This window comes from Ruegeria sp. CF5, assembly GCF_056537325.1.
The window spans coordinates 42,366-63,564 of sequence record NZ_JBQFRI010000005.1 but is presented as its reverse complement, the minus strand read 5'-3'; the positions used below and the strand labels follow the sequence as shown (position 1 = coordinate 63,564).

Genomic DNA, 21,199 nt, shown 5'->3' with positions numbered 1-21,199 from the left:
GTGTTTCAGTAGGTTGCAAGAGATGGTCCGCCAGCCTGTGCCGCAGGCGGGAATTCATGCTCCATTCGCTCAATTAGGTTTTGTTTTCTGGCGCTGAATTCCGGGTCGAAGAACAGATTGACGTGCTCGCCCGGGTCCTTGCGCAGGTCGAACATCTCTCCCCATTCCGGGTTCCCGGGATAGATCGTAATGCGCCAGTCTTCGGTCAGAAGGGTCTGGTTGTAGGTGTCCATACGAGTTCGGGGATGGTATTCGGCAAACAGAGCCTCGCGGCTGGACGCATCCGGTTTCGAAAGCAGCGGCACGAACGAGTGCCCGTCCGTTGGCTGCGACCGAAGATCCAGATGATCCTGCAGTGTCGCGCGCAAATCCAGATGGCTGGTGATGGTATCCCGTTCACCCGGAGTTATCCCCGGACCTGCCATGATCAGCGGAACATGCAGCAGCGATCTGTATGGGCTCGGGCCCTTGCGGATCAATCCGTGATCGCCCAGCAGTTCTCCGTGGTCCGAGGTAAAGACGATCAGCGTGTCATCTGTCAGGCCGCACGTTTCAAGCTGGGCGATCAACCGTCCGACGCAATCGTCAATCATCGATACCATTCCATAGGTGTGGGCGATGGCCTGACGTAATGAGGTGTCCGAAAACCGCGTCGTCGTCTGCATGAACCCCTGTTCGCGCGGGGGGCCGGGGTTGCGCAGGAAATCCACATAGCTTTTGCCGGATTCCTCACGATCGCCATCCAGTATGTACGAAGGCATGGCGGACAGTTCGTCCGGCTTCAGTGCTGGCGTCGGTACGTCACTCGGGTCGTACATATCGCACCATGGAGCAGGCGGTGAGAATGGGTGATGCGGATCTGGATAAGAGACAAACAGGAAAAAAGGTTGTTCCTTGTCCTGCGTCTGAACGAAATCACACGCCCTGTCGGTGATCCAGGTATTGTAGTGAAGCTCGGGTGGGATCGCGGATTTCCAGACCTCATCCATGTCTTCGGCCTGTGCTTCCAATGCGTTTTCAGGCAGATACAACGCCGCCGCCTCCGGCGCGGTCTTGTTCAGCCATTGTGCGTAGTGCCCACCTTCTGTGGCACTTACGGATTCACCGATCAGAATATCCACGGTGTCGAAACCATAGAAGGGGCCGTTCCAGTTTTCGCTTTCCGGTAAATCCCAAAAGGCATTTGAATCCGGCATTGCGTGTTCAGGACCGGCCAGGATCGGTTGAAAATGGAACTTCCCGACCCCATGCGTGCAATAACCTGCCTCTTTCAGGTCATGGGTGATCAGCGGCAGGTCACCGGGCAAGGCAACTCCGTTGCGGGTCAGGCCGTGATTGCGAGCGTAGAGGCCGGAAAACAATGTCGAGCGGCTGGGCGAACAGATCTGATGAGGGGTGAAATGTTGCTGAAACACGGCGCCACGTGCCGCGAGCGTGTCGATATTCGGAGTTTTGACGACCGGATTTCCAGTACAGCCCAGACTGTCGGCCCTTTGCTGATCGGTCATGATCAGGATGATATTTTTCGGCATCGTTACAGCCCACATTAAGGATGTGCAAAAGCGTAGCGATGAAATTACATTCAGAAAAATAGTACTTTTTGCCTATGATATTTGTATAACGAATACCATGTTTACTCAGAAGCAGTTAGCCGTGTTCCGGGCCGTCATGCAGACCGGATCAGTTTCAGCAGCCGGGCGGCGCATGAACCTTTCTCAACCCAGTGTCAGCCGAATCCTTGGCGATTTGGAAAGGCAGTTTGGGGTGCCCCTGTTTCAACGCAAAAGCAAAGGCGTCTCACCAACGCCAGAGGCCGAAGCGTTTCTTGAAGAAGTCGAACGGAACTATTTGGTTCTGGCGAACCTGGAAGAGGCTGCCGCACAAATCGCACGAAAGGAGCGTGGGACGTTATCGATCGCAACCATTACGGCAGCGTCATTGGAAATCGTTCCCCGCGCCCTCGCTCGACTTCAGGTCGCTGAGAAAAACATCAAGGTGGTCTGGCAGGTGAAATCCTCAAAGTGGGTGCTGGATTTCGCACGCTCCGGAACACTCAGAACCGGCTTTGCGAATGTTCTGCACGTGCCATCCGGGATGAAAGTTCTTCACGAAGGCGCACTGCCCCATATGTGCTTTGTGCCCGCTGGCCACCCGCTTAACTCAATACAGGATCCTTTGTCGTTGCGCGATCTGCGCCCCTATCCAATTATTGGATTGCTGGGGCAAGTCCAGGATGAGCTGATGCTGCGCAACATCGGCAAAAACGTGCATTCACCTATGACAGCCGAGACGTCGCTGGCTGCACTCACCCTCAGCCAGCATTGTGACGGCCTACCCATTGTCGATGCCTTTACGGCCCACTACTGGCAGAAGAACAATGATGGGCAGGCCAGAGTTGTTGAGGATTTGCCGCACTACAGGTTTGCGGTGTTTGAACCTTTGGGGATCAATGCATCCATGATAGACCGCGAATTTCAAACCTGTCTTCTGGAAGAGGTCGAAAGGATTCGAGAGTGGTCAGATTTCGTGTCTGGACCATCCCGAGATTGATGAAATAGCCTCTCCCGATCACCCGGAGAATTGCTGCGCGGAATACTACTTTCTGGCATCGGCTGCCTCGCGGGCACCGAGCTTATTCTGAATGAACGCATTGACACCGGCACATTGGTTCTCGCCCGATAGTCCAGCCGAAACTTAGCATCAGAGAATTGAGCGGTCGCCCGGCAACCTTTGCCTTTGAAGCTGTGCGTCAGCTCTGTTGGAACTGGATGGAACCTGACCGTCTTACGTTCTGTCAAATTCAAGGATTGCCCTTTGAACCCTCCCTTAAGCAGATATCTTCTGCTTCGGAGTGGAGGTAGAAGCAGCCAAACTCCAACTTGTTTCGGGCAACACCCAGCCAACAAACATAGAGGGTCTTTTTGGTTCATCCGGCGGATCAAAGTCAGCGCAGTGGAAAAACGTTGCAGTTCAGGCCTATTCTTTGGATGCTAAATGCATCGCAAACGTTCTCGCAAATGCTAACAGCCGACAGCTCGGCGTGCAAAGCAGTCAATCTAGGTAAGACCGGGATAACATGGCGCTTGAGGATCCCTTCACAGACCTCAAAATAAGAACTCAGCGGACTGGGTTTTACAAAGGATATAGTCTTCCGATTGCGCTGGTGAGCAAGTTCTCGGTTTCCCTGCTGGTCCTTTGGGCGCTGGTGTGGCCACTTTCTGCGAACGATACCCTGCGTTCTTGGAAGTCAGGAATGCTGTCCGAGTTCAATACCTTCTACAATCTTTCCGTTGGATTGTTTGTATTCTTCCTATTTCTAATCGCGATCATTCCTTCAACCGGACGAATGCGGCTGGGTGTCGAAGATGAGAAACCAGAATTCTCGAACTTCTCTTGGTTTTCAATGATGTTTGGAGCGGGGCTTGGCGTGGGTCTCATGGTCTATGCAACCGCTGAACCACTTGGCCTATGGGAAACCAATCCATTGACCGTTTCCGGGGAAGTCGCACCCAAGAGCGAAGAGGCGATTGAAGGAGCTTATCGCTATACGTTTTTGCACACTGGTTTTCACGCTTGGGCTATATACGTAGTCACCGGTTTGAGCCTTGCCTATTACGCATTTACCAGGGGCATGCCGTTGACAATACGCACTGCTCTGACCCCGTTGCTTGGCGAATACTCAAACGGTTTTGCAGGTCATGTAATCGATATACTCGGCGTCGTGGCAACGATACTCGGCGTGGCGGTGACGATCGGATATGGCGTTTCTCAATTGGTGGATGGAGCGTTTCTGATTACCGGTGCGAATTGGCTTGTGGAGAATGCGACAACAACAATGAAGCCGTCGACCAACGGCCTTATCATGGCGTTGGTAGTTGTCATGATGATGTCGACACTGTCTGCCGTCTCTGGCGTGGGGCGCGGTGTCAAATATCTGTCAAATATTAATCTTCTATTTTCGCTGGTTTTGCTGGCGGTATTTGTTGTTTACGGCTCATTCGCATTTGCGGCGACGACCTATGCTACGGCATTGGTCGACTATATCAAAAACTTCATCCAACTGAGTTTCCAGACGTTTCGCCCGATTTCCGAAGTCGAGTTTGCATCCGTATTACCAGCTGAGGCGGTTCCGTTTGTCGGAGAGCTCTTCCCAGGTGCAACTGATCCTTGGGGAACAAAAGCAACCTTTCTTGAAGGTTTGAGCAATGATACCGCCAGTCTTTCCGGTGCAACCAAGACTGCAGCCTATGACGCAGGCACAAGAGGTAGGTTGTTCGGATGGCAGGCGGGGTGGACTACATTTTATTGGGCATGGTGGATCGCGTTTTCGCCTTTTGTCGGCCTATTCCTTGCGCGTATCTCCAGAGGGCGAACCGTGCGCGAATTTATACTTGGAGCGGTCATTGCGCCGTCCCTCGTTTGTTTCGCCTGGATGGCCATTCTTGGCGGGGCTGCCATCGATTTGGAACTGAACGGGGATGCCAATGGGTCAATCCTTGCCGCATCAACGACGGCCACACTGTTCGTCACCTTGGGGGAAATGATATCGGGTGACTTACTCGCGATAGTGAGTGTCATGTGTGTTCTGCTAACCATGACATTCCTAGTTACATCCGCCGACTCTGGCATCCTTGTGATGAACACGATCATGTCCGGTGGGTCTGAAGACACTGGCTTGCTTCATCGCGTCATCTGGGGCGTTCTACTGACGCTTGTCATTGGAACTTTGCTTATCGCGGGCGGCGGCGGGTTAGAGGCTTTGACCAATTCCATGATAATCGGCGCGCTGCCGTTCAGCGTCGTCTTGCTGCTCATGTGCATCTCTCTGGCCAAAGCTATGATAAACGACCTGCGCCGTTTGAACCACGAGACGTGAGCGGGTTCGCGATTATTCGAAGAACGCCTTCTGACTCTGGTCGGCGATGCACGCGGCTTGGGTCTTGTTGGCTGTGTTGAATGCGTTGCGGACGCCGATGCCGACAATCTATTGGACTTGGGCAAGTCCGTGGGTGCGATGGTTGATCACCATTGTCAGGAAAACGGGCCGATCTTGCGGCCGATCATCAACATTTGTGCGTTTTTTCCACCGCTATTCATCACGGAGGGCGAGTTGAACAACATGTTCGACATCCCTGAAAAAAGGATCCGGCTGGCAACCGACGACCTGACGCGCCGCGGTGTATTTTAAACTTAGGTACAACCACGAAGCGGCTTCGCAATGTTACGTGTTGCGAAGCCTGCTCGGCGCTCAGCACCGCTTACCCGGCGCGCATTGCCTCCGGGGGCAATTTGATCGGGAACTTTGACCGAACCTCTGAATCGGCTTTGCTGCCAAAGTAGTTCGGGTAGTGATTGGACAGAATGTCATCCACAACGGATCGGCTCCGTTCGAACATGTCCTGACGACCGGCTTTCTCCCAGGTATCTGTCAGCTCTCGGTCCATCAGTGTCGGATAGACATACTCGGTTTCCATGTACTGGAGGGTTTGAGCGTTGCCGAGGAAATGTCCGGGGTCGATTGCACATTCATGGATGACGTCGACCGAAAGCGTTTCGTCGCTCACCTCGATCCCGCGAAGCGTTCGCGATATCATTCCCGCAGCCTCGTTGTCGATGACCATTGACTCAAAGCTACAGCCCATCAAGCTGCCGAGCATTCCACCAAATTCGCAGAGCCGGTTGGCCCCAGCATGGGCCGCCAAAGCGAAGGTAAGCGCCTTTTCCAGCCCGTATTGCGCATCGGGAATTTTGGAATCGGTCATGCCGCATCCGACGCTGGTCGGCAGGTTGTAGAAATTGCCCATCTGGATAGCTGCGGCTGAAATCAACGCCTGTTCGCCACTGCCGCCTGTAAACGATCCAGTCCGCAAATCGGTAATAAATGGCCAGGCCGCAAAGACCACCGGCGTGCCCGGGTTGATCAGGTTGGCAATGGCTACACAAGACAGGGTCTCAGCGACGGCTTGCGCCAGAGTGCCGGCCAACGGCGCAGGAGACGTAGCCCCGGCTTGCGGCGGGACGGCCAGATCGCAGACAAGCCCCATCTTTGCTGTATCAATCAGGATTTCCAGATTTTCCCGCCCGAATCTGAGCGGTGAAACGATGGGGCACCCACCAAAGATGACTGAGGGTTTTTCAAGGAACTTACCCTCTCCCCCTGAAGCAAGATCGAACAGATGGATCGCATCCTGAATATGCTCGCGCGTGCGGAATGTCAGACAGGATGGTTTCTCGCTGCCCGCCAGAATGGCGTAAAGCATGCTCATGTCATGCTCATAATCTTGCGGAACATCCGTCGCCAAAACCGTATCACCTGTCATGTGGATGTTGTCGAGCCGGTCCACCAGACGGGTGAAATCGTAAATATCCTTGAGCGTTGACGGCCGGTAACTGCGTGTTTCCGCATCGAACGTGGTCACCGCCGTGCCGGAGTTCGCATAGTACACCTTGTCCTTGGTGCAGTGCATGTCATCCTTACCGGCCCGCGATCCGCGTGCATGGACATAGAATTCGCTGGCCGCTTTGGCCAACAGGTCTTCCATCAACGCCCGGGGAAAGCACAGCCTGCCATGCTCGTTAACCGTCGCCCCCTTTGGCAACACGAGATCCAGAACTTCCTGCGTGGGGTCCCCGACGCCTGTCCGTTCCAGAATGTTGAGCGCGGCTTCGTGAATGCGCGCCATATCTGCGTCTGTCAGCGGCTTGTACCGGCCACCCGAAATGCCGGGCCAGATTGCTTGCGAGGCGGCGTTGCTGGTGCGCACTGCTGCACGTGCTTCACGCCCGCCCCCGCGCCGTCTTGATCTGCGCTGAGTTAACTCTGTCATGTTTAGTCTCCGAATACTGAGCGTGTCAGATCATGTTGAAGTAGTTGCGATAGAAACCGGGAATGCTCCATTCCATTTCGGACAGCGGCCCTGGCACGAAATGGTATGAATTCACGCCTTCCTGATTGTGCCGGATGATCCGTTCGTCATCGAGCGATGTGACATGCCACAGCCATGTCAGGGCGTCCTTATCGTAGTCTCGACCCTCTTCAGCGTCGCCGCGTACGTACCAAACGATCTGAATGTCTGTTTCTTGCAGGGCACGCGGGACGAACCGATACCCAACCACATGATCTGCGTAGACGAGGAAGTAGTTAAGGGTTCCGATCCCCAGGTCAGTAGCACCACCATCATGGCCCTTCAGTTCACCCAAAGGTCGCGCAAGTGGCGCACCATCCTTGCTGCCCGTCAGATAACCGGGGAACAGCGGGTAGCGCCGCCAATAAACATCCGCACCAGGTGCGATCGCGTTTTTGCCGGTCAGGTCCAGCTCCTCAGAAGGTATTCCAGCCTCTTCCATCCGCTCATGAAGCGCACCGCTGAACTCCAGAACCTGCGCCGGGTCTTTCAGAGAATGGCTACGCGAATAATCCTGATGGGACGGCGCGCAGTGATAGCATTCCAGATAATTCTCCAGTGCCAGTTTCCAGTTTGCCGGAACGGGATATGAGGCCTCATGCGCGACCTTCAGATTTCCAAAATCGAATGGCTGTGAAAGTGGTGCCAACCTTTCCAAAGCTTCATCCAGTGGCGGCGGGTTTTCTGCCGCGCAGACAAAAATCAGACCCTGAAAAATCTTCACGTGAACCGGGAACAAACCGTACTGACCCGGGTCAAAATCAGGCCCCATCGAACGCCCGTTTCGCAGCTTGCCGTTCAGGTCAAAGGTCCACGCGTGATAGGGACAGATGAAATTACGCGCCTTGCCTTTGTGTTCAATGCAAACGCGCGATCCCCGGTGGCGGCACACGTTCTGATGCGCACGTACCTCGCCCTCTCGATCCCGAACGATAATCACGGATTCGGGCCCGTAGTCGAAAAGGAAGTAGTCACCGGGTTCAGCGACCTGGCTGACATGGCCGACCCAGATCCAGTTACGATTCCAGAACGTGTTGATATCGTTCTCGTATACTGCCTGAGACGTATAGAAGTGACGCGGCAAGGCGAACCCTTCCCGTTGCGCTTCCATCAAGTCGCGCATTACTTGCAAGTCATCTTTTGGCATAGCGCACCTCATACAGGTTCAAGGGAAACGATTTCCCGGCGGAAAAATTCGCGGTCGATATCGCCCGCATCGCGTTCGAAATTTCGGGCAGCCATGTGGCCGGAGTAAACGGCGTCAGCGATCAAACCCGGGTTCGCGGCATCACCGACCAATTCCAACGTAGTCAGCGGATTGTTGGCCAAACCGCGCAGCTCATCGTAAAGGGTGGTTTCGCGCATTCGCTGCGTCACCAACACGACAGAGCTGCACTCAATAAATTGTTCTCGTCCGGTATAGGCACAATGCAACTTCGCTTGTTCGGGTGCGATACTGGCCAAAGACTGGGACAAAACCAGTCGAACGCCTTTTTCGAGCAGACTGCGTTGCACTTTGGTCTGTTCCAGCGTCAATTCAGTAAACGGCGAAACAATTGAGGCTGGCGTCACAAAGACGACCTCTCGTCCGGCCTGAGCCAAATGATCCGCCAAAACTCCTCCGAGATAGGCTTGGTCATCATCGTAAACCATGATCGGGCCGTCCTCCGGCACAGCGCCGGACATGATGTCGTCCGGAGTGAAAACCTGAGAGCCTGAGCCTATCGAAACGCCCCGAAACGCAGACTTCCCGCGACCATCTCGCCGCCATGGCGCGCCAGTTGCTAGAAAGACATTTGGAATGCCCAACTCAACGACCTCGCTTGCTGATAAACGGCTGTCGGTGAACAGTTGCACGTTTCCGCGTTGCTGCAAGTCATAGATCCTGTGATCTGTCACGCGCTTCCATGCGGATAGCCCGACCAGACCGGATTCCAGCAACACGCGACCACCAAGCTCTTGCTTGCCTTCGGCCAGGGTTACGTCATAGCCCCGACGCGCCAGTTGCATTGCGCATTCAAGCCCGGCGGGACCGCTGCCAACAACGAGCGCGGTTTCTTCTTTTCCCCGGCGTTCAATGGTCTCAGGGTGCCATTTCCTTCGCCACTCTTCGCCCATCGTCGGGTTTTGGGTGCAACGGATTGGAACACCCAGCGTATCGGATGAAACACAGATATTGCAGCCGATGCATTCGCGGATTTCTTCGATGCGACCTTCCTTGATTTTGTTAGGAAGAAACGGATCAGCAATGGATGGTCGCGCCGCGCCAACAAAATCAAGAACGCCTTTCCTGACCAATGACACCATCAGATCCGGAGAGGTAAGGCGTCCGACACCCACGACGGGCTTGGACGTGACCTGTTTGACGAATTCGATATACGAGGTCTGAAAGCCGTCGCGGGGTTCAAAGCGGGTCGTTGCAGAGTCGTTACTCCAGTCCGCGACGTTCACATCCCACAGGTCTGGCAACTCGGCCAGTAATTCGACAACGGCGCGACCTTCCTCCTGTGCTTGCATCCCATCTGAGCCCAGCATTTCATCGACCGCGAACCGCAGAGCAATGGCGCAATCGTCTCCAACCTCTTCCCGGGTTTCTTCCAGAAGCTCGCGGGTCAGACGCACCCGGTTCTCCAACGAACCTCCGTATTCATCTGTCCGGTCATTGAACTGTGGCAGCAGAAAATGATGTGGGAGGGTCATGTGATGCCCGGCATAAACATACACAATGTCAAATCCCGCCTCGCGCGAGCGCCGCGCCGCTGCGCGGTGCCACTTGCGAAACTCGCGAATGTCCGTCTTGTCCATAGCACGGGCCTGCTTGGGATACGGGGATTGCAGGGCGAGTTCCGATGGTGCCAGCAAGGGCGCCCGGCTCAGATGGTTTTGCGCATGGTGGCCGTTATGCGCCAATTCAATTGCCGCCAAAGAGCCCTTGTCATGAACCGCTTCTGTCATAAGACGCAGCGCCGGAATATCCCGCTCGTCCCATAGCCGGTTTTCGGCATAGGGGGACAGGTCAGAAGTCGGGTGAATCTCCGTCTCTTGATTGGACACGACAGCCCAACCGCCCTCGGCCTTCATTGCCCGCATGGCGGCTTCGGCCTGCGGTCGCAGATGCCCCATACCATTGCAGTGGGGCACTTGATAAAACCGGTTTCGAGCCGTCACTGGCCCGATCTGTACCGGCTCGAAGAGAACAGAGTATCCGTCAGCGCCTGACATTGCCGCGCTTCCTCCAAAAAATCGGAAATAGTTTCGTGGGAATGGAAGGGGTTCTACGTCCCCACCATTCCCGGCTGTTTCGTAAAAGTGCGCCTAGAAGCCAGCTTTGATGCGCTCGAACTCCTTCAACATCTTGGCTTCCAGCTCAGGGTTAACCGCGTCAAAGAAGAGAGATCCTTCAAAGAAGCTGTCCACGTCCGAGAACCCGTAGGTTTCAATCAGCGCCGGATCAGCCTGCGCAAATGCATCCTGGTTGGCATGGGCGTATCCCCAGCTTTCGATGATGTATTTTCCGCTTGCAGCAGAGCTGAGTGCGTTCAGCATGTCATAGACCTGCTCATCCGACTGTTTGGCGGATTTCAGATGCACGTAACCGCAGACCCAAGTGGCGATGCCTTTGTCCACGTCACGCATCATGACGGCCGGGGTTTCGTTCCAGATCAGGTTCAGTTCCGATTGGTTCCAGCCCCATCCCAGTGTGACCTCACCGCTGGCAATTGCCTGATCCAACTGGCCCGCATCCGACCAGTAGAAGCGCACATTCGGATGAATCGCCCGCAGGTAGTCTGCCGCTTTTTGGAATTCCTCGTCGCTCATATCGGTATAGCTGGAGGCGCCAGTTGCCAGTGCGGCCATGGCAAACGCGCTGGATGCGGCGTCCGGAACGGCAACTTTACCCTGATAGGCCGGATCTGCTAGCAGCTGCAGCGAAACATCGTCCGCCGAGATCATATCGGTGCGGTAAATCAGGCCGGTGTTGCCCCATTCGAACGGCACCATGTAGGTCTGCCCGTCAATCGTGATGCCATCGACCTCTTTGATCTTTGGCATCAGTTTGTCCCAGTTCTCCAGCTTGCTGGTATCGATCGGCTTGATCATGTCCGCCGCTACCCATTTTCTGAGGGCGTCCGTGCAGGGATGGGCCAGATCGGCCTCAAACCCGGATTGAAGCTTTGTAAACGCCTCTTCCACGCTGCCAAAATAGGTGTAGCTGGGCGCGCCGCCGTACTTTTCTACATAGTCGCCGTAAAACCCCTGATCCTCATATCCGGACCAGTCGAACACAGTCAGGTCAGCCGCATTTGCTAGCGCTTGGCTGGCCGTAAAGGTGGCAACAACTGCTGCCGTAAGTGATGCTGCTTTATTCATGTTTCTCCTCCCAAAGATTCACGTTTGCCCAAGTCGATCACCGAGGCGCTTTGGACGCCAAGCCAGACGGTATCGCCGCGGCTGTGATCGACTGTATGAAAGTAGTTCGGTACTGCGACGGCGATGCTGTCTTTCAGACCATCGACACGCACATAATAGTGGACGCTCTCACCATAGAAGGCGACGTCCGACACCTCGCCCTGAACATGAGCATCGTAGCCATCCGGTTTATCCGCGCTGATCTCCAATTGTTCGGGCCGAACGCCGACAAGAAGTTTCTTGTCATGCACCTGAACGTTGGGGTTCACACCGATTTCCATCTGGCCAAAGCCCTGAATGTTGACTTCCAGCGTTTCAGAATTCTCTGAAGTCACCTCGGCATCCAGAAAGTTCATTCCACCGATAAAAGACGCCACTTCCCGGTTGCACGGTTGGGAATACAAGACCTCTGGCTTATCCACCTGCTTGAGCTGCCCTGCGAACATGACGCCGATGCGGTCGGACATGGTCATTGCCTCGTACTGGTCATGCGTGACCATGACGAAAGTAATTCCAAGCTTCTGCTGCAAGCGGCGCATTTCCAGCTGCATCGCTTCGCGTAGGTTTTTGTCCAACGCGGATAAGGGCTCATCCAGCAGCAACACCTTTGGCCGCATGACGAGTGCCCGGGCGAGCGCCACACGTTGCCGCTGACCGCCTGACAACTCATTGGCCTTGCGGTCCTGCAAGCCGCCAAGCTCAACCATCTCAAGCGCCTCGGCCACTCGTTCTTTGATTTCCTTTCGTGCAAGCTTTGTCTTGCGCAATCCGAAGCCGACATTGTCGCCGACATTCAGGTGCGGAAAGATCGCATAGCTTTGGAACACCATATTGGTGGGACGTTTGTTGGCCGGCACCGCGCCCATCGCTCGACCATCAATCCGAATTTCGCCTTCTTCGTGATCCTGAAAACCTGCGATGATGCGCAAAGCCGTTGTTTTTCCGCAGCCAGAAGGACCAAGCAGTGAAAAGAACTCACCCTCTTTCAGGGTAAGGTTCAGGTCTGAGACAGCCACAAAAGATCCAAAGCGTTTTTCGACGCCCTGTATCTCGATGATGTTCTGTTCGCTCATCTTGTTCGTTTCCTTTGGCTTCAATCTGACGATTGGATGGAACGGCGGCGGAAATATTCGGCGATCAACAACAGCAGGACCGAGGACAGCAAAAGCAGCGACCCCAGCGCCAACGTGTTTGGCAATTTTGCCGGGAAGCGGATCTGACTCCAGATATAGACCGGCAGTGTCGGACTGTTGCCAGACAGGAAGAAGGCCAGCACGAACTCATCAAACGACACGGTAAATGTGACCAGAAGACTGGCGACTATGCCGGGCGCAACAATGGGCAGAGTGACACGCCGAAACGTCCCCACGACGCTTTCACCAAGGTCGAACGCGGCCTCCTCCAAGGACTGGTCGAAATCGTCAAATGCAGACTTCATAATCGACACGGAAAAGGGCAGTGCCACGAACACATGCCCGAGGATCACGGTGGTTAACGATGGTTTCAGACCGATGCTGATGAACAGAACCAGCATCGAACTGGCAACGATGATGCCGGGGATGACCAGCGGAAGCATGACCAGGCCTTCGGACACCTCGCGCCCCTTAAAGCGGTAGCGGACATAGGCGCGTGCAGCAAACAGGCCCAGAGACGTTGCCATCAGGGCGGTCACGCTGCCGACGATCAGCGAATTCACCATCGCCTGCAACAACGTGTCCTGCTGCCCCAACTGCGCGTACCACTTCAACGTGAAGCCCTTTAGCGGGAAGGCCACGATGGTTCCGTCATTGAACGAAAATAGCGGCAAAAGCAGTACTGGCAGGTATAGAAACACCAGATAGCTGACTGCGTAGATAAGCAACCATGGGATCCGGATGGCGTTGGTCATCTGATCCTCCGTCCCAAAGCGGTGACAATGACCACGAACAGGATTGCAACGCAGCCGACCGATAGCATGGCAAGCAGAGACAGGGTTGCACCCAACGGCCAGTTATTGGCGGCGCCGAACTGCACCTGGATCAAGTTCGCCACCATTTTACCCTGCGATCCGCCGACGAGAGCTGGGGTGACGTAATCTCCCACCGTAGGGATGAAAATGATCAGACAGGCTGCAATGATCCCCGGCACCGTCAGGGGCAATGTCACGCGGACAAATCTTTCCAACTTACTGCACCCAAGGTCGGTTGCCGCCTCCAACAGGCTTCGGTCGATCTTTTGTAGCGACACATAGATCGGTAGGATTGCAAACGGTGCCCAGGCATGGGCCAGCGTTAGAACAACGGCGAACTCGTTATAAAGAAGGAATGTCAGCGGTTCCTGTATCAGCCCCAGCGAAATCAAAGCCGAGTTCAGCACCCCGTTAAAGCCTAGGATCAGTTTCCAACTGAACACCCGCAGCAGGTAGCTGCTCCAGAAGGGTATGGTGATTAGCAATAACCATAAGGTTTTCTTCTGCGTCCTGAACGCAATGAAGTAGGCGATAGGGTAGGCCAGACAGACTGTTGCCAATGTCACCGCTCCTGCAATCGCAACGGAACGGATCATCAGGTGCCGCACCAAGGGATCGGTGAACGCCTCTTGGTAATTCGCCCAGGTTAGTGTCCGGTCAACCTCGACATATGTCTGAGTCCAAAAGCTGTAGGCGACAAGAATGCATAGAGGTACAGCCACAAGCAGGCCGACATAGAGCGTCGCAGGCGCGCTCAGTGCCAGGCCCTTGCCCGTTTCACTTCGTAGTACTCCGGTCATGCTTCCCTGCTGAACTTTGCTTTCGGTGGCGCAACAATGTCGATCACAAAATGGACAATCGTCCATTTAAATCTGGAATTTTTGGACTACTTGTGTCAACTGATATTTTCACAGCCGGGGTTGGCCAATATCGCACCAGCCACTAGAAGGCACCGCAAGAGACTGAAAACAAACAGAACCGCCTGATCAAATGACTGGAAGACGACAAGAAATTCGCGAACGAAATCGCCTTTCCCTGATCGAGGCAGTGCTCGACTCAGTCGCAGAGAAAGGGATTTCCGAGACCTCAGTCAGCGAAATCATTCACCGCGCCGAGCTTTCCCGTGGCATGATTCACCTTCATTTTGGTGGCAAGGATAACTTGGTTGACGAAGCCGCCCGCTACTCGTCCGAGCTATACTACAACGGTATCTATGCTTTGCTGGAAAAGACCGGACAAACGGGTCAAGAACATATTGAGATGATTGTTAGGGGAGACTTGAGTGAAGCGATCCTCAACAAGAAAAATGTTTCAATTTGGTACGCATTTCGCGGTGAGGCCCGAAACAGAGCTGCAATAGCCGCGTTTTCAGATACCCGCGATGTTAAGCTTCGGACACTAGTTTTCAACGCTTTCGCTCGAATTGCGAAGGAAGCTGGACTTGAACACCCCAATCAGGTTGCACGGGACGCTACGCACGGCACACTCGCAATGCTTGAAGGCATGTGGACCGATTATCTACTCCACCCGGATTCCTTCGACCGCAACGAGGCAACGAGAATTGTTTTTCGATTTCTGCGTGCAATGTTCCCTAAGCACTTTGATCTGAGCGGTGCCTTGCTATTTGAGTAGAATTTTCGACAAGCTTTTTGTCTGATCACTTTAGAAGTGGCTAATCTCCATCTTTCAATCAACAAGATGGAAGCACGGTACGGGCGCGAAAAGTTCATTTGAATAGACTGCTAAGGCGCTGCCTCGCCCCCCCAATCCGCATTCGCCACGTGGCAGACCGGCAGGAACAGGCGTCTTCGGCGTCATATCGAACAGCAGTTCCTTGTAGCGGCCTCTCTGCTGTATTTTTATAGTTGCAGTTCCCATTGTCACCGTTCGGATAGCGGACGATCGTGCTTCTCTCTGCAGCGGTGCGTTTTGGATTCGGAACCAACCTGCAGTGGTGCAGCTTAAACTTCGAAATGCCTGCCCTTTAAATGTTAGCTTTCTTGTCAATGCCCAGATGGGTTAGCGCGTGCAGCGAACGTCTGCTTCCCGCTAAGATGCCTTCCAACGCGGTTGCAGAATGCCCATGGCGGTCGTTCAAGCTCAGAACATTAACAGCAGGTTTGTCCGCACAACAGGCATCGGCGCTCCCTTCTGTGAACTCTCGAATGTCTGCTGTGAGCCCATACCTTCCGGATGCTGCAATATAAACAGTATGTAGCCAAGCGCAGAAAGCCAACGTTGGCCGCGTTCATCGCGGCCCATAGCTGCCGTCTGCTTAGGGCTTCAGATGCTGCGATGCAGCCAGCAAGACCAGACTTTCGCCGCAGCTGCACGATCTGAGTGCCCTCGAACTCACAGTCTGCGGGACTAAACCGCCCTTGGATTTGAAGTAAGGTTCTTAGTTTAAGCGCCCTCAAAAGCGGTGATTAACTCTGATCCGCAATATATCAAATTCGGTTATCACGTGGCGATCAGGCTGTGTCGCACAGCTCTTTGGGGGCGCCTCGATGGACCATTTGACACTTTCCATGCTAGTTTGCTCCCGAAACAAAAAACAGAGCCTGCATGGAAATCGACGTACGCACCTGGCTCGAAGACCTCGGGCTCGGCGAATATGCCGATGCCTTTGAGGAAAATTTTGTCGATGGGCTCGTTCTTGCGCACCTCACAGTAGAAGACCTGAAAGATATCGGTGTGACTGCCGTCGGCCACAGGCGGAAATTGCTAGAGGCGATTGCGAAAGTCGACGAAGCCTCAAATGAAAAAGCTGAGACAGCGCAGAAAAATGTCGAAGCAAAGACTGCCGCTCAACGCTCAGGTGAGCGCAGACAAGTAACTGTTTTGTTTTCCGATATCTGTGGATTCACCAAATTATCTTCATCGATTGATTCAGAAGCTGCTCACGAGCTTCTGGCTGCGTACTTCGAAGCTGCCGACGGCATAGTCAATAATTTCGGAGGAACGGTTGATAAGCACGTTGGCGACAGTGTTATGGCTGTGTTCGGAGCGCCGATTTCACATGGGAATGACGCAGAAAGGGCTGTCCGCGCAGCTATAGCGATCCAAGAAGCGATGTCAGGTGTCTCAGAACAGGTTGGTCGGCCGCTCGAAACTCACATTGGTATTGCCTGTGGCGAGGTCGTCGCAAGCGGCGTTGGTCCTGATAGCCATTATACTGTTATCGGAGAGTCGGTGAACTTAGCCGCCAGACTTACAGATAAAGCTTCCGCCGGGGAAATCCTGATATCTGAACTGGTCCGCCAGTCCATAGAAGGGAAAATTGGCGCTACGGAGGTAGGGGACGTTTCCGTCAAGGGTCTTTTGGAGCCCGTGCGAGTGCATTCAGTGCAAGGCAGCCAGGACTCTCCAAAAACGCAGCGTGCAAGTCCATTTCTTGGCCGCGTGGCTGAGATCCAGCAATTCAAGAGTGCCCTGAAAGTGTGTAAGGACGCCGAAGAAGGGCAGCTGATCCAAGTTCGCGGCGATCCCGGGATCGGAAAGACCCGTCTAACGGATGAATACTGCCATTTGGCCGAAGAATACGGCTTTTCGTGTCACCGTACTCTTATCCTCGATTTCGGTGTCGGTCTGGGGCAGGATCCGATACGCTCGTTGGTCCATAGTCTACTCGATTTGCCGATTGGAGAAGATATTGAAGGTCGGTGGGTAGCGGCCAAAAGCGCGGTTGCGGAAGGGTTTGTTACCGCAGAAAATGAAATCCATCTCAACGACCTCCTGAACCTGCCGCGATCTCCAGAGGACCAGGCGCTTTACGACGCTATGGACAATCTGACGCGTAACACCGGTAAGGTAGATACTGTTGTCGCGCTTGTCCGGGCGCTCAGTAGGAAGCTTCCTAGACTTATCGTTTTTGAAGATATCCACTGGGCGGACAAGCTTGTACTTAAGCAAATTGCCAGTTTGGGACTTGGTTCAATTGGCGCGCCCATCATGATCGTTCTTACTTCGAGGGTTGAAGGCGACCCGATTGATCCGGCTTGGCGCGGGGCCCTGGCTGGCGCACCCTTCATAACCTTGGATCTGGGTCCTCTTGGCGAGGCTGACGCCATGGGAATGGCTGCCAACTTTGTCGACATCGCCAATAAATTCGCTCGTTCTTGTGTAGAGCGGGCCGCTGGAAACCCCTTGTTCCTAGAGCAGCTGCTCAGAAGCGCTCATGAGGCCAACGACGTTCAAGTTCCGGGATCAATTCAGAGCATTGTACAAGCAAGACTTGACCGTCTGCCAGCGATTGACAAATCGGCCATTCAAGCCGCTTCAGTTCTGGGACAACGGTTTACGCTGGCTTCGTTGCGTCGGTTGATCAGCAATGACTCGTATGACAGTGCGAAATTGGTAGACCATCAACTTATCCGCGAGCAGGGTGACGGATATCTATTTGCCCATGCGCTGGTCAGAGATGGTGTATATGGCTCACTGCTTCGAGCGCGTCGAAATGAAATTCACCTTGCCGCCGCGGACTGGTTTGCAGACAAGGATCTTCCACTGCATGCCGAACATCTGGACTGTGCCGGCCACAAGGACGCGGCACAGGCGTATCTTCACGCAGCAGAAGCGCAACAGGCGGCGTTGCGGTTTGAAAGTGCAAAACGGCTGGCTGAACGCGGCGTTGCCGTGGCGGACAAAACTGAGATGTCCTTCGCTTTGTATTGCCTGCTAGGCGAATTGCTGCGGGAACTGGGTGAGACTGAAAAGTCGATCGAAGCATATCAGGAATCTCTTTCTCGTCATTCGGACAATACGGAAAAATGCGTTGCATTGCTCGGCATTGCTGAAGGTATGCGCATCATAGACCGCACTGACGAGGCACTCGACCTTGTGGCCCAAGTGCAACCCATTGCAGAAGCCAATGGTTTGATCGAAACCTTGATGCGCCTTCATCATTTACGTGGGAACTTGCTATTCCCGAAGGGCGATATCACTGGATGTGAAACGGGGCATCGGCAAAGCATCGAATATGCAAGACAAATCGGTTCGACCGAGGGCGAAGCAATAGGGCTCGGCGGTTTGGGCGATGCAGCCTACGTGGCCGGGCGCATGCGCACTTCTCATGATATGCTGTCACGCTGTGTAGAAATTAGTAGAGCCAATGGTTACGGGCGGACCGAAGTGGCAAACGCGTCGCAGGTCTGTCACACAAAGGTCTATATGCTCGAGCTTGATGAAGTACTCGAACAGGCTCGCAAGACAATCGATGCAGCTCGCCGCGTTGGACACGACCGTGCCGAAATGAACGCTGCTGCTGCTGCGCTCTTTGCAGCTGTTGAACTCAGCGACTGGTCATCAGTGGATACGCTATGTGAGCATGTGAAAGCTTTGGGCGAAAAGCTGGGAGCGAGCAGACTCATCCAGGAGGCATTGTCGTTCAATAGCATTTATTTGAATGCAATCGGGCGGCATCAGGAAGCACTTGAATCGATCAATCAGGCAATTATGGGAGCAAGGAAACTGGGAATGTCTTTCGGTGGGCCCCGAATGCTTGGTCACTTTGCCCGCGTCACTCAGGACAAAATAGAGCAAGACAAAGCGATATCGGAAGCGGAAGAAATAATCGCCAACGGCTGTGTGGGGCACAATCAACCCTTTTTCTACCGCGACGCTATCGAAGTTATGTTGCAGCGCAAAGAGTGGGCACAGGCCCAACGACATGCTGAATCTCTCGAGGCTTTTTTTGCGCAAGAGGACATGCCGTGGTCGGACTTTTATGTAGCTAGAGCTCGCGCTCTTATAGCATGGCATTCCGGCCATAGAAGTGCGGAGGGCTGCGTCGTTCTGCAAGCACTTCGCGATGATGCCGTGGAATTTGGTCTAAAGTCATCTTTACCAGCTATCGATCAAGCGTTGAATACTAGGTAGCAATGCAATTGCATACCTGCTGATGCACCGCTCACAGGGTCCGCTTCGGGCTCATCGCAGACCTCAGAGGCGACACGGCAGCCGCCTGCAGTACACCAGCCACTCCAAAATCCCTGCAAGCGCAGCGAATGGCTGCTCCCCGCCCGAGGTGCCTTCCACCACGGTTGCAGAGCGAACAAAGCTGACGCGCGGCGCATGCAAACATTCGATCGAAACAGAGCGCATTGACGCCCAGATGACAGTTCGGACATATCGCACGATTTCGTGTATGATGCCGCCGAGCCATACGCTCAAACAATTTCGAACAACGGCAATTTTGGAGACGATAGATGCAGCATTTGTATGCCAAAGCCAGCAATACTTTTGTCGCCTGTATTAGCTCGTTTTTTGCTTTCGCACCTGCAGTCTTAGCGGAAGCTAATTTCCAGACGACATGCAACCAGAATGCAGATCAGGCGTTCAATGAAGGTCTGAACCTCATCCACAACATGATGTATATTCAAGCCGAAGAAGCGTTCAACAAAGCGGCGGCGGCAGATCCAACATGTGCTATGGCGCAATGGGGTATCGCGATGTCGAACTTTCATCCTCTTTGGCCCGGCACTCCAAGTGAAGCCGAAACAGAAAGAGGCTCCGCTGCAGCCGAAAAACTCGCGTCAATGTCCTCCGAAAGCGCGCTTGAGCAAGCATTGATCGATGCTGCCGTTGCTTTCTACGCCCCGAACCAAGAAGGCTACCGTGCTCAGCTTGCCTCGTGGGCGGAGACACAAATCGCAGCTGCGGACCAACATACGGACGACGTAGACGCTGCGGCTTTCGCATCACTGGCGCGGCTTGCAACGGCGCCACGGGGCTCCGAAGGGATCAAAGTGAAGTCGCAGGTGGGAGACACGCTCGACAAACTTCACCAAAAGGCACCAGACCATCCAGGTGTCATTCATTACGCTATCCATGCTTATGACAATCCGCCACTAAAGGATCGCGGCAGGCCATATGCCGAGATTTATGACAAAACGGCTCCCAGCGCTCCGCATGCGCTGCATATGCCCGCCCACATCTTTACACGGACAGGGGAATGGAAAAAATCAATCGACCTGAATGGCCGGTCGGCCGAAGCTGCTCTTGAGCAATCCAAGGACGTTGTGCAAAGCCATTATGCGCATGCCATCGACTATATGGTTTACGGCCACTTGCAACTTGGCGACGTGGACGAAGCGGCAAGGCTCGTCGACGAAATGCTGGCAATCCAAAACCATCAAGTCAGTTTCGGCAGCGCGTATGCACTGGCTGCTGCACCTGTTCGGCTGCCGCTGGAGCAAGAGCAATGGGAAGTCGCCGCAGCGTTGTCGGAGGAGATGCATCCGGTCATCCCTTGGGAGAAATTTCCTCAAACCGTTGCCATGCGGTTGTTCGCCATCGGAATAGGCTCAGCCCGTAGTGGCGATGTTGACAAAGCGCAGAGCGCGGTTGCCGAGCTCAAGTCTCTGCACGCCGCAATGGAGGAACGCGGACAAGGTTACTGGGCGCAATTGACCGAAGCGCAGATTTTGACAGTGGAAGCTTGGATTGAGTTGGCCAACGGTGAAGTGGAAAGTGCGGTAGCCAAGCAGGCTGCTGCGGCCGATCTCGAGGACAAGATAGGCAAAAGCCCGGTTACACCCGGCCACGTACTCCCGGCTCGAGAACTTCTTGGGGACATGCTGGCGGAGCTAGGAAAGCCCGATGAAGCTGCGGTCGCTTATCAGGCGACGCTGGATATTTCTCCAAACAGAGCACGAAGCCTCTCGGCCCTTCAATAAGTGGGCAGAACAAGCTCGGTCGGTGTTTGTAATTATTGCTGCAGTATTGACCGCTGTGGGCTTGATGCGGTCAATCGCTAAATCGCAACGGACATCCACTTTAATGGACTTAGTTGCCTTTCGCTGCGGCTGCGCCAATGACCCCTATTGGGAAACTAGCAGGCAAAAGACGTTCGTTCTTGGGACGACCCAAGCTAGCGACCCAAGCGTGCCTAACAAATTGCTTGGTCGTTCTACTCTGCGTTCGTACCCTCGCTTCC

13 protein-coding genes are annotated in these 21,199 nt (G+C 54.2%); 5 read left to right on the top strand and 8 right to left on the bottom strand.

Annotation, left to right across the window (positions count from 1 at the left end; genetic code table 11):
* Nucleotides 1-5: 5 nt before the first annotated feature.
* Nucleotides 6-1,532, bottom strand: coding sequence for a sulfatase family protein (locus ACR0NW_RS13220; RefSeq protein ID WP_480450643.1), 1,527 nt, complete (start codon nt 1,530-1,532; stop codon nt 6-8).
* Nucleotides 1,533-1,629: 97 nt separating this feature from the next.
* Here ACR0NW_RS13220 and ACR0NW_RS13215 point away from each other — a divergent pair, with 97 nt between their 5' ends.
* Together ACR0NW_RS13215 and ACR0NW_RS13210 are read left to right on the top strand one after the other, a co-directional pair.
* Nucleotides 1,630-2,550, top strand: a complete 921-nt coding sequence (locus ACR0NW_RS13215; protein WP_480450642.1) for a LysR family transcriptional regulator — start codon at nt 1,630-1,632, stop codon at nt 2,548-2,550.
* A gap of 526 nt (nt 2,551-3,076) precedes the next feature.
* Nucleotides 3,077-4,876, top strand: coding sequence for a BCCT family transporter (locus tag ACR0NW_RS13210; protein WP_480450640.1), 1,800 nt, complete (start codon nt 3,077-3,079; stop codon nt 4,874-4,876).
* Between the two features lie 382 nt (nt 4,877-5,258).
* On the opposite strand, the gene ACR0NW_RS13205 is transcribed toward ACR0NW_RS13210, so the two are convergent.
* The 7 genes from ACR0NW_RS13205 to ACR0NW_RS13175 form a co-directional block, all read right to left on the bottom strand.
* Nucleotides 5,259-6,827 carry a trimethylamine methyltransferase family protein gene (locus ACR0NW_RS13205; RefSeq protein WP_480450638.1) on the bottom strand — a complete coding sequence of 523 codons (1,569 nt, stop codon included), beginning with the start codon at nt 6,825-6,827 and terminating at the stop codon, nt 5,259-5,261.
* A 25-nt stretch (nt 6,828-6,852) separates the two neighbouring features.
* Nucleotides 6,853-8,052, bottom strand: coding sequence for an aromatic ring-hydroxylating oxygenase subunit alpha (locus ACR0NW_RS13200; protein ID WP_480450637.1), 1,200 nt, complete (start codon nt 8,050-8,052; stop codon nt 6,853-6,855).
* A gap of 8 nt (nt 8,053-8,060) precedes the next feature.
* Nucleotides 8,061-10,127, bottom strand: a complete 2,067-nt coding sequence (locus ACR0NW_RS13195) for an oxidoreductase (RefSeq protein WP_480450636.1) — start codon at nt 10,125-10,127, stop codon at nt 8,061-8,063.
* A 93-nt stretch (nt 10,128-10,220) separates the two neighbouring features.
* A complete protein-coding gene (locus tag ACR0NW_RS13190) occupies nt 10,221-11,276 on the bottom strand; it encodes an extracellular solute-binding protein (RefSeq protein ID WP_170653937.1) in 1,056 nt (351 codons plus the stop codon).
* Entirely contained in the window at nt 11,273-12,388 is a 1,116-nt protein-coding gene (locus ACR0NW_RS13185; RefSeq protein ID WP_480450634.1) for an ABC transporter ATP-binding protein, read from the bottom strand. The genes ACR0NW_RS13190 and ACR0NW_RS13185 overlap by 4 nt, the downstream gene beginning before the upstream one ends.
* 20 nt (nt 12,389-12,408) lie before the next feature.
* Complete coding sequence (locus ACR0NW_RS13180) at nt 12,409-13,203, bottom strand: ABC transporter permease (RefSeq protein ID WP_480450632.1); 795 nt, start codon at nt 13,201-13,203, stop codon at nt 12,409-12,411.
* Entirely contained in the window at nt 13,200-14,063 is an 864-nt protein-coding gene (locus ACR0NW_RS13175; protein WP_170653940.1) for an ABC transporter permease, read from the bottom strand. The genes ACR0NW_RS13180 and ACR0NW_RS13175 overlap by 4 nt, the downstream gene beginning before the upstream one ends.
* Before the next feature lie 190 nt (nt 14,064-14,253).
* Between ACR0NW_RS13175 and ACR0NW_RS13170 the strand changes: the two genes are divergently transcribed.
* The 3 genes from ACR0NW_RS13170 (at nt 14,254) to ACR0NW_RS13160 (ending at nt 20,939) form a co-directional block, all read left to right on the top strand.
* Nucleotides 14,254-14,895 (top strand): TetR family transcriptional regulator C-terminal domain-containing protein, encoded by a 642-nt coding sequence (locus ACR0NW_RS13170; RefSeq protein WP_170653941.1) that lies wholly within the window; start codon nt 14,254-14,256, stop codon nt 14,893-14,895.
* A 933-nt stretch (nt 14,896-15,828) separates the two neighbouring features.
* Entirely contained in the window at nt 15,829-19,140 is a 3,312-nt protein-coding gene (locus ACR0NW_RS13165; protein ID WP_480450631.1) for an adenylate/guanylate cyclase domain-containing protein, read from the top strand.
* 329 nt (nt 19,141-19,469) lie between these two features.
* Nucleotides 19,470-20,939: a tetratricopeptide repeat protein gene (locus ACR0NW_RS13160; protein ID WP_480450629.1), complete on the top strand. Its 1,470-nt coding sequence runs from the start codon at nt 19,470-19,472 to the stop codon at nt 20,937-20,939.
* Nucleotides 20,940-21,199 lie beyond the last annotated feature (260 nt).

Bases quoted from the DNA above. Each gene is read 5' to 3' on its own strand.
- ACR0NW_RS13210 (WP_480450640.1), top strand. From the start codon at position 3,077: ATGGCGCTTGAGGATCCCTTCACAGACCTCAAAATAAGAACTCAGCGG.
- ACR0NW_RS13205 (WP_480450638.1), bottom strand. From the start codon at position 6,827: ATGACAGAGTTAACTCAGCGCAGATCAAGACGGCGCGGGGGCGGGCGT.
- ACR0NW_RS13180 (WP_480450632.1), bottom strand. From the start codon at position 13,203: ATGACCAACGCCATCCGGATCCCATGGTTGCTTATCTACGCAGTCAGC.
- ACR0NW_RS13190 (WP_170653937.1), bottom strand. From the start codon at position 11,276: ATGAATAAAGCAGCATCACTTACGGCAGCAGTTGTTGCCACCTTTACG.
- ACR0NW_RS13220 (WP_480450643.1), bottom strand. From the start codon at position 1,532: ATGCCGAAAAATATCATCCTGATCATGACCGATCAGCAAAGGGCCGAC.
- ACR0NW_RS13175 (WP_170653940.1), bottom strand. From the start codon at position 14,063: ATGACCGGAGTACTACGAAGTGAAACGGGCAAGGGCCTGGCACTGAGC.
- ACR0NW_RS13215 (WP_480450642.1), top strand. From the start codon at position 1,630: ATGTTTACTCAGAAGCAGTTAGCCGTGTTCCGGGCCGTCATGCAGACC.
- ACR0NW_RS13170 (WP_170653941.1), top strand. From the start codon at position 14,254: ATGACTGGAAGACGACAAGAAATTCGCGAACGAAATCGCCTTTCCCTG.
- ACR0NW_RS13165 (WP_480450631.1), top strand. From the start codon at position 15,829: ATGGAAATCGACGTACGCACCTGGCTCGAAGACCTCGGGCTCGGCGAA.
- ACR0NW_RS13160 (WP_480450629.1), top strand. From the start codon at position 19,470: ATGCAGCATTTGTATGCCAAAGCCAGCAATACTTTTGTCGCCTGTATT.
- ACR0NW_RS13195 (WP_480450636.1), bottom strand. From the start codon at position 10,127: ATGTCAGGCGCTGACGGATACTCTGTTCTCTTCGAGCCGGTACAGATC.
- ACR0NW_RS13200 (WP_480450637.1), bottom strand. From the start codon at position 8,052: ATGCCAAAAGATGACTTGCAAGTAATGCGCGACTTGATGGAAGCGCAA.
- ACR0NW_RS13185 (WP_480450634.1), bottom strand. From the start codon at position 12,388: ATGAGCGAACAGAACATCATCGAGATACAGGGCGTCGAAAAACGCTTT.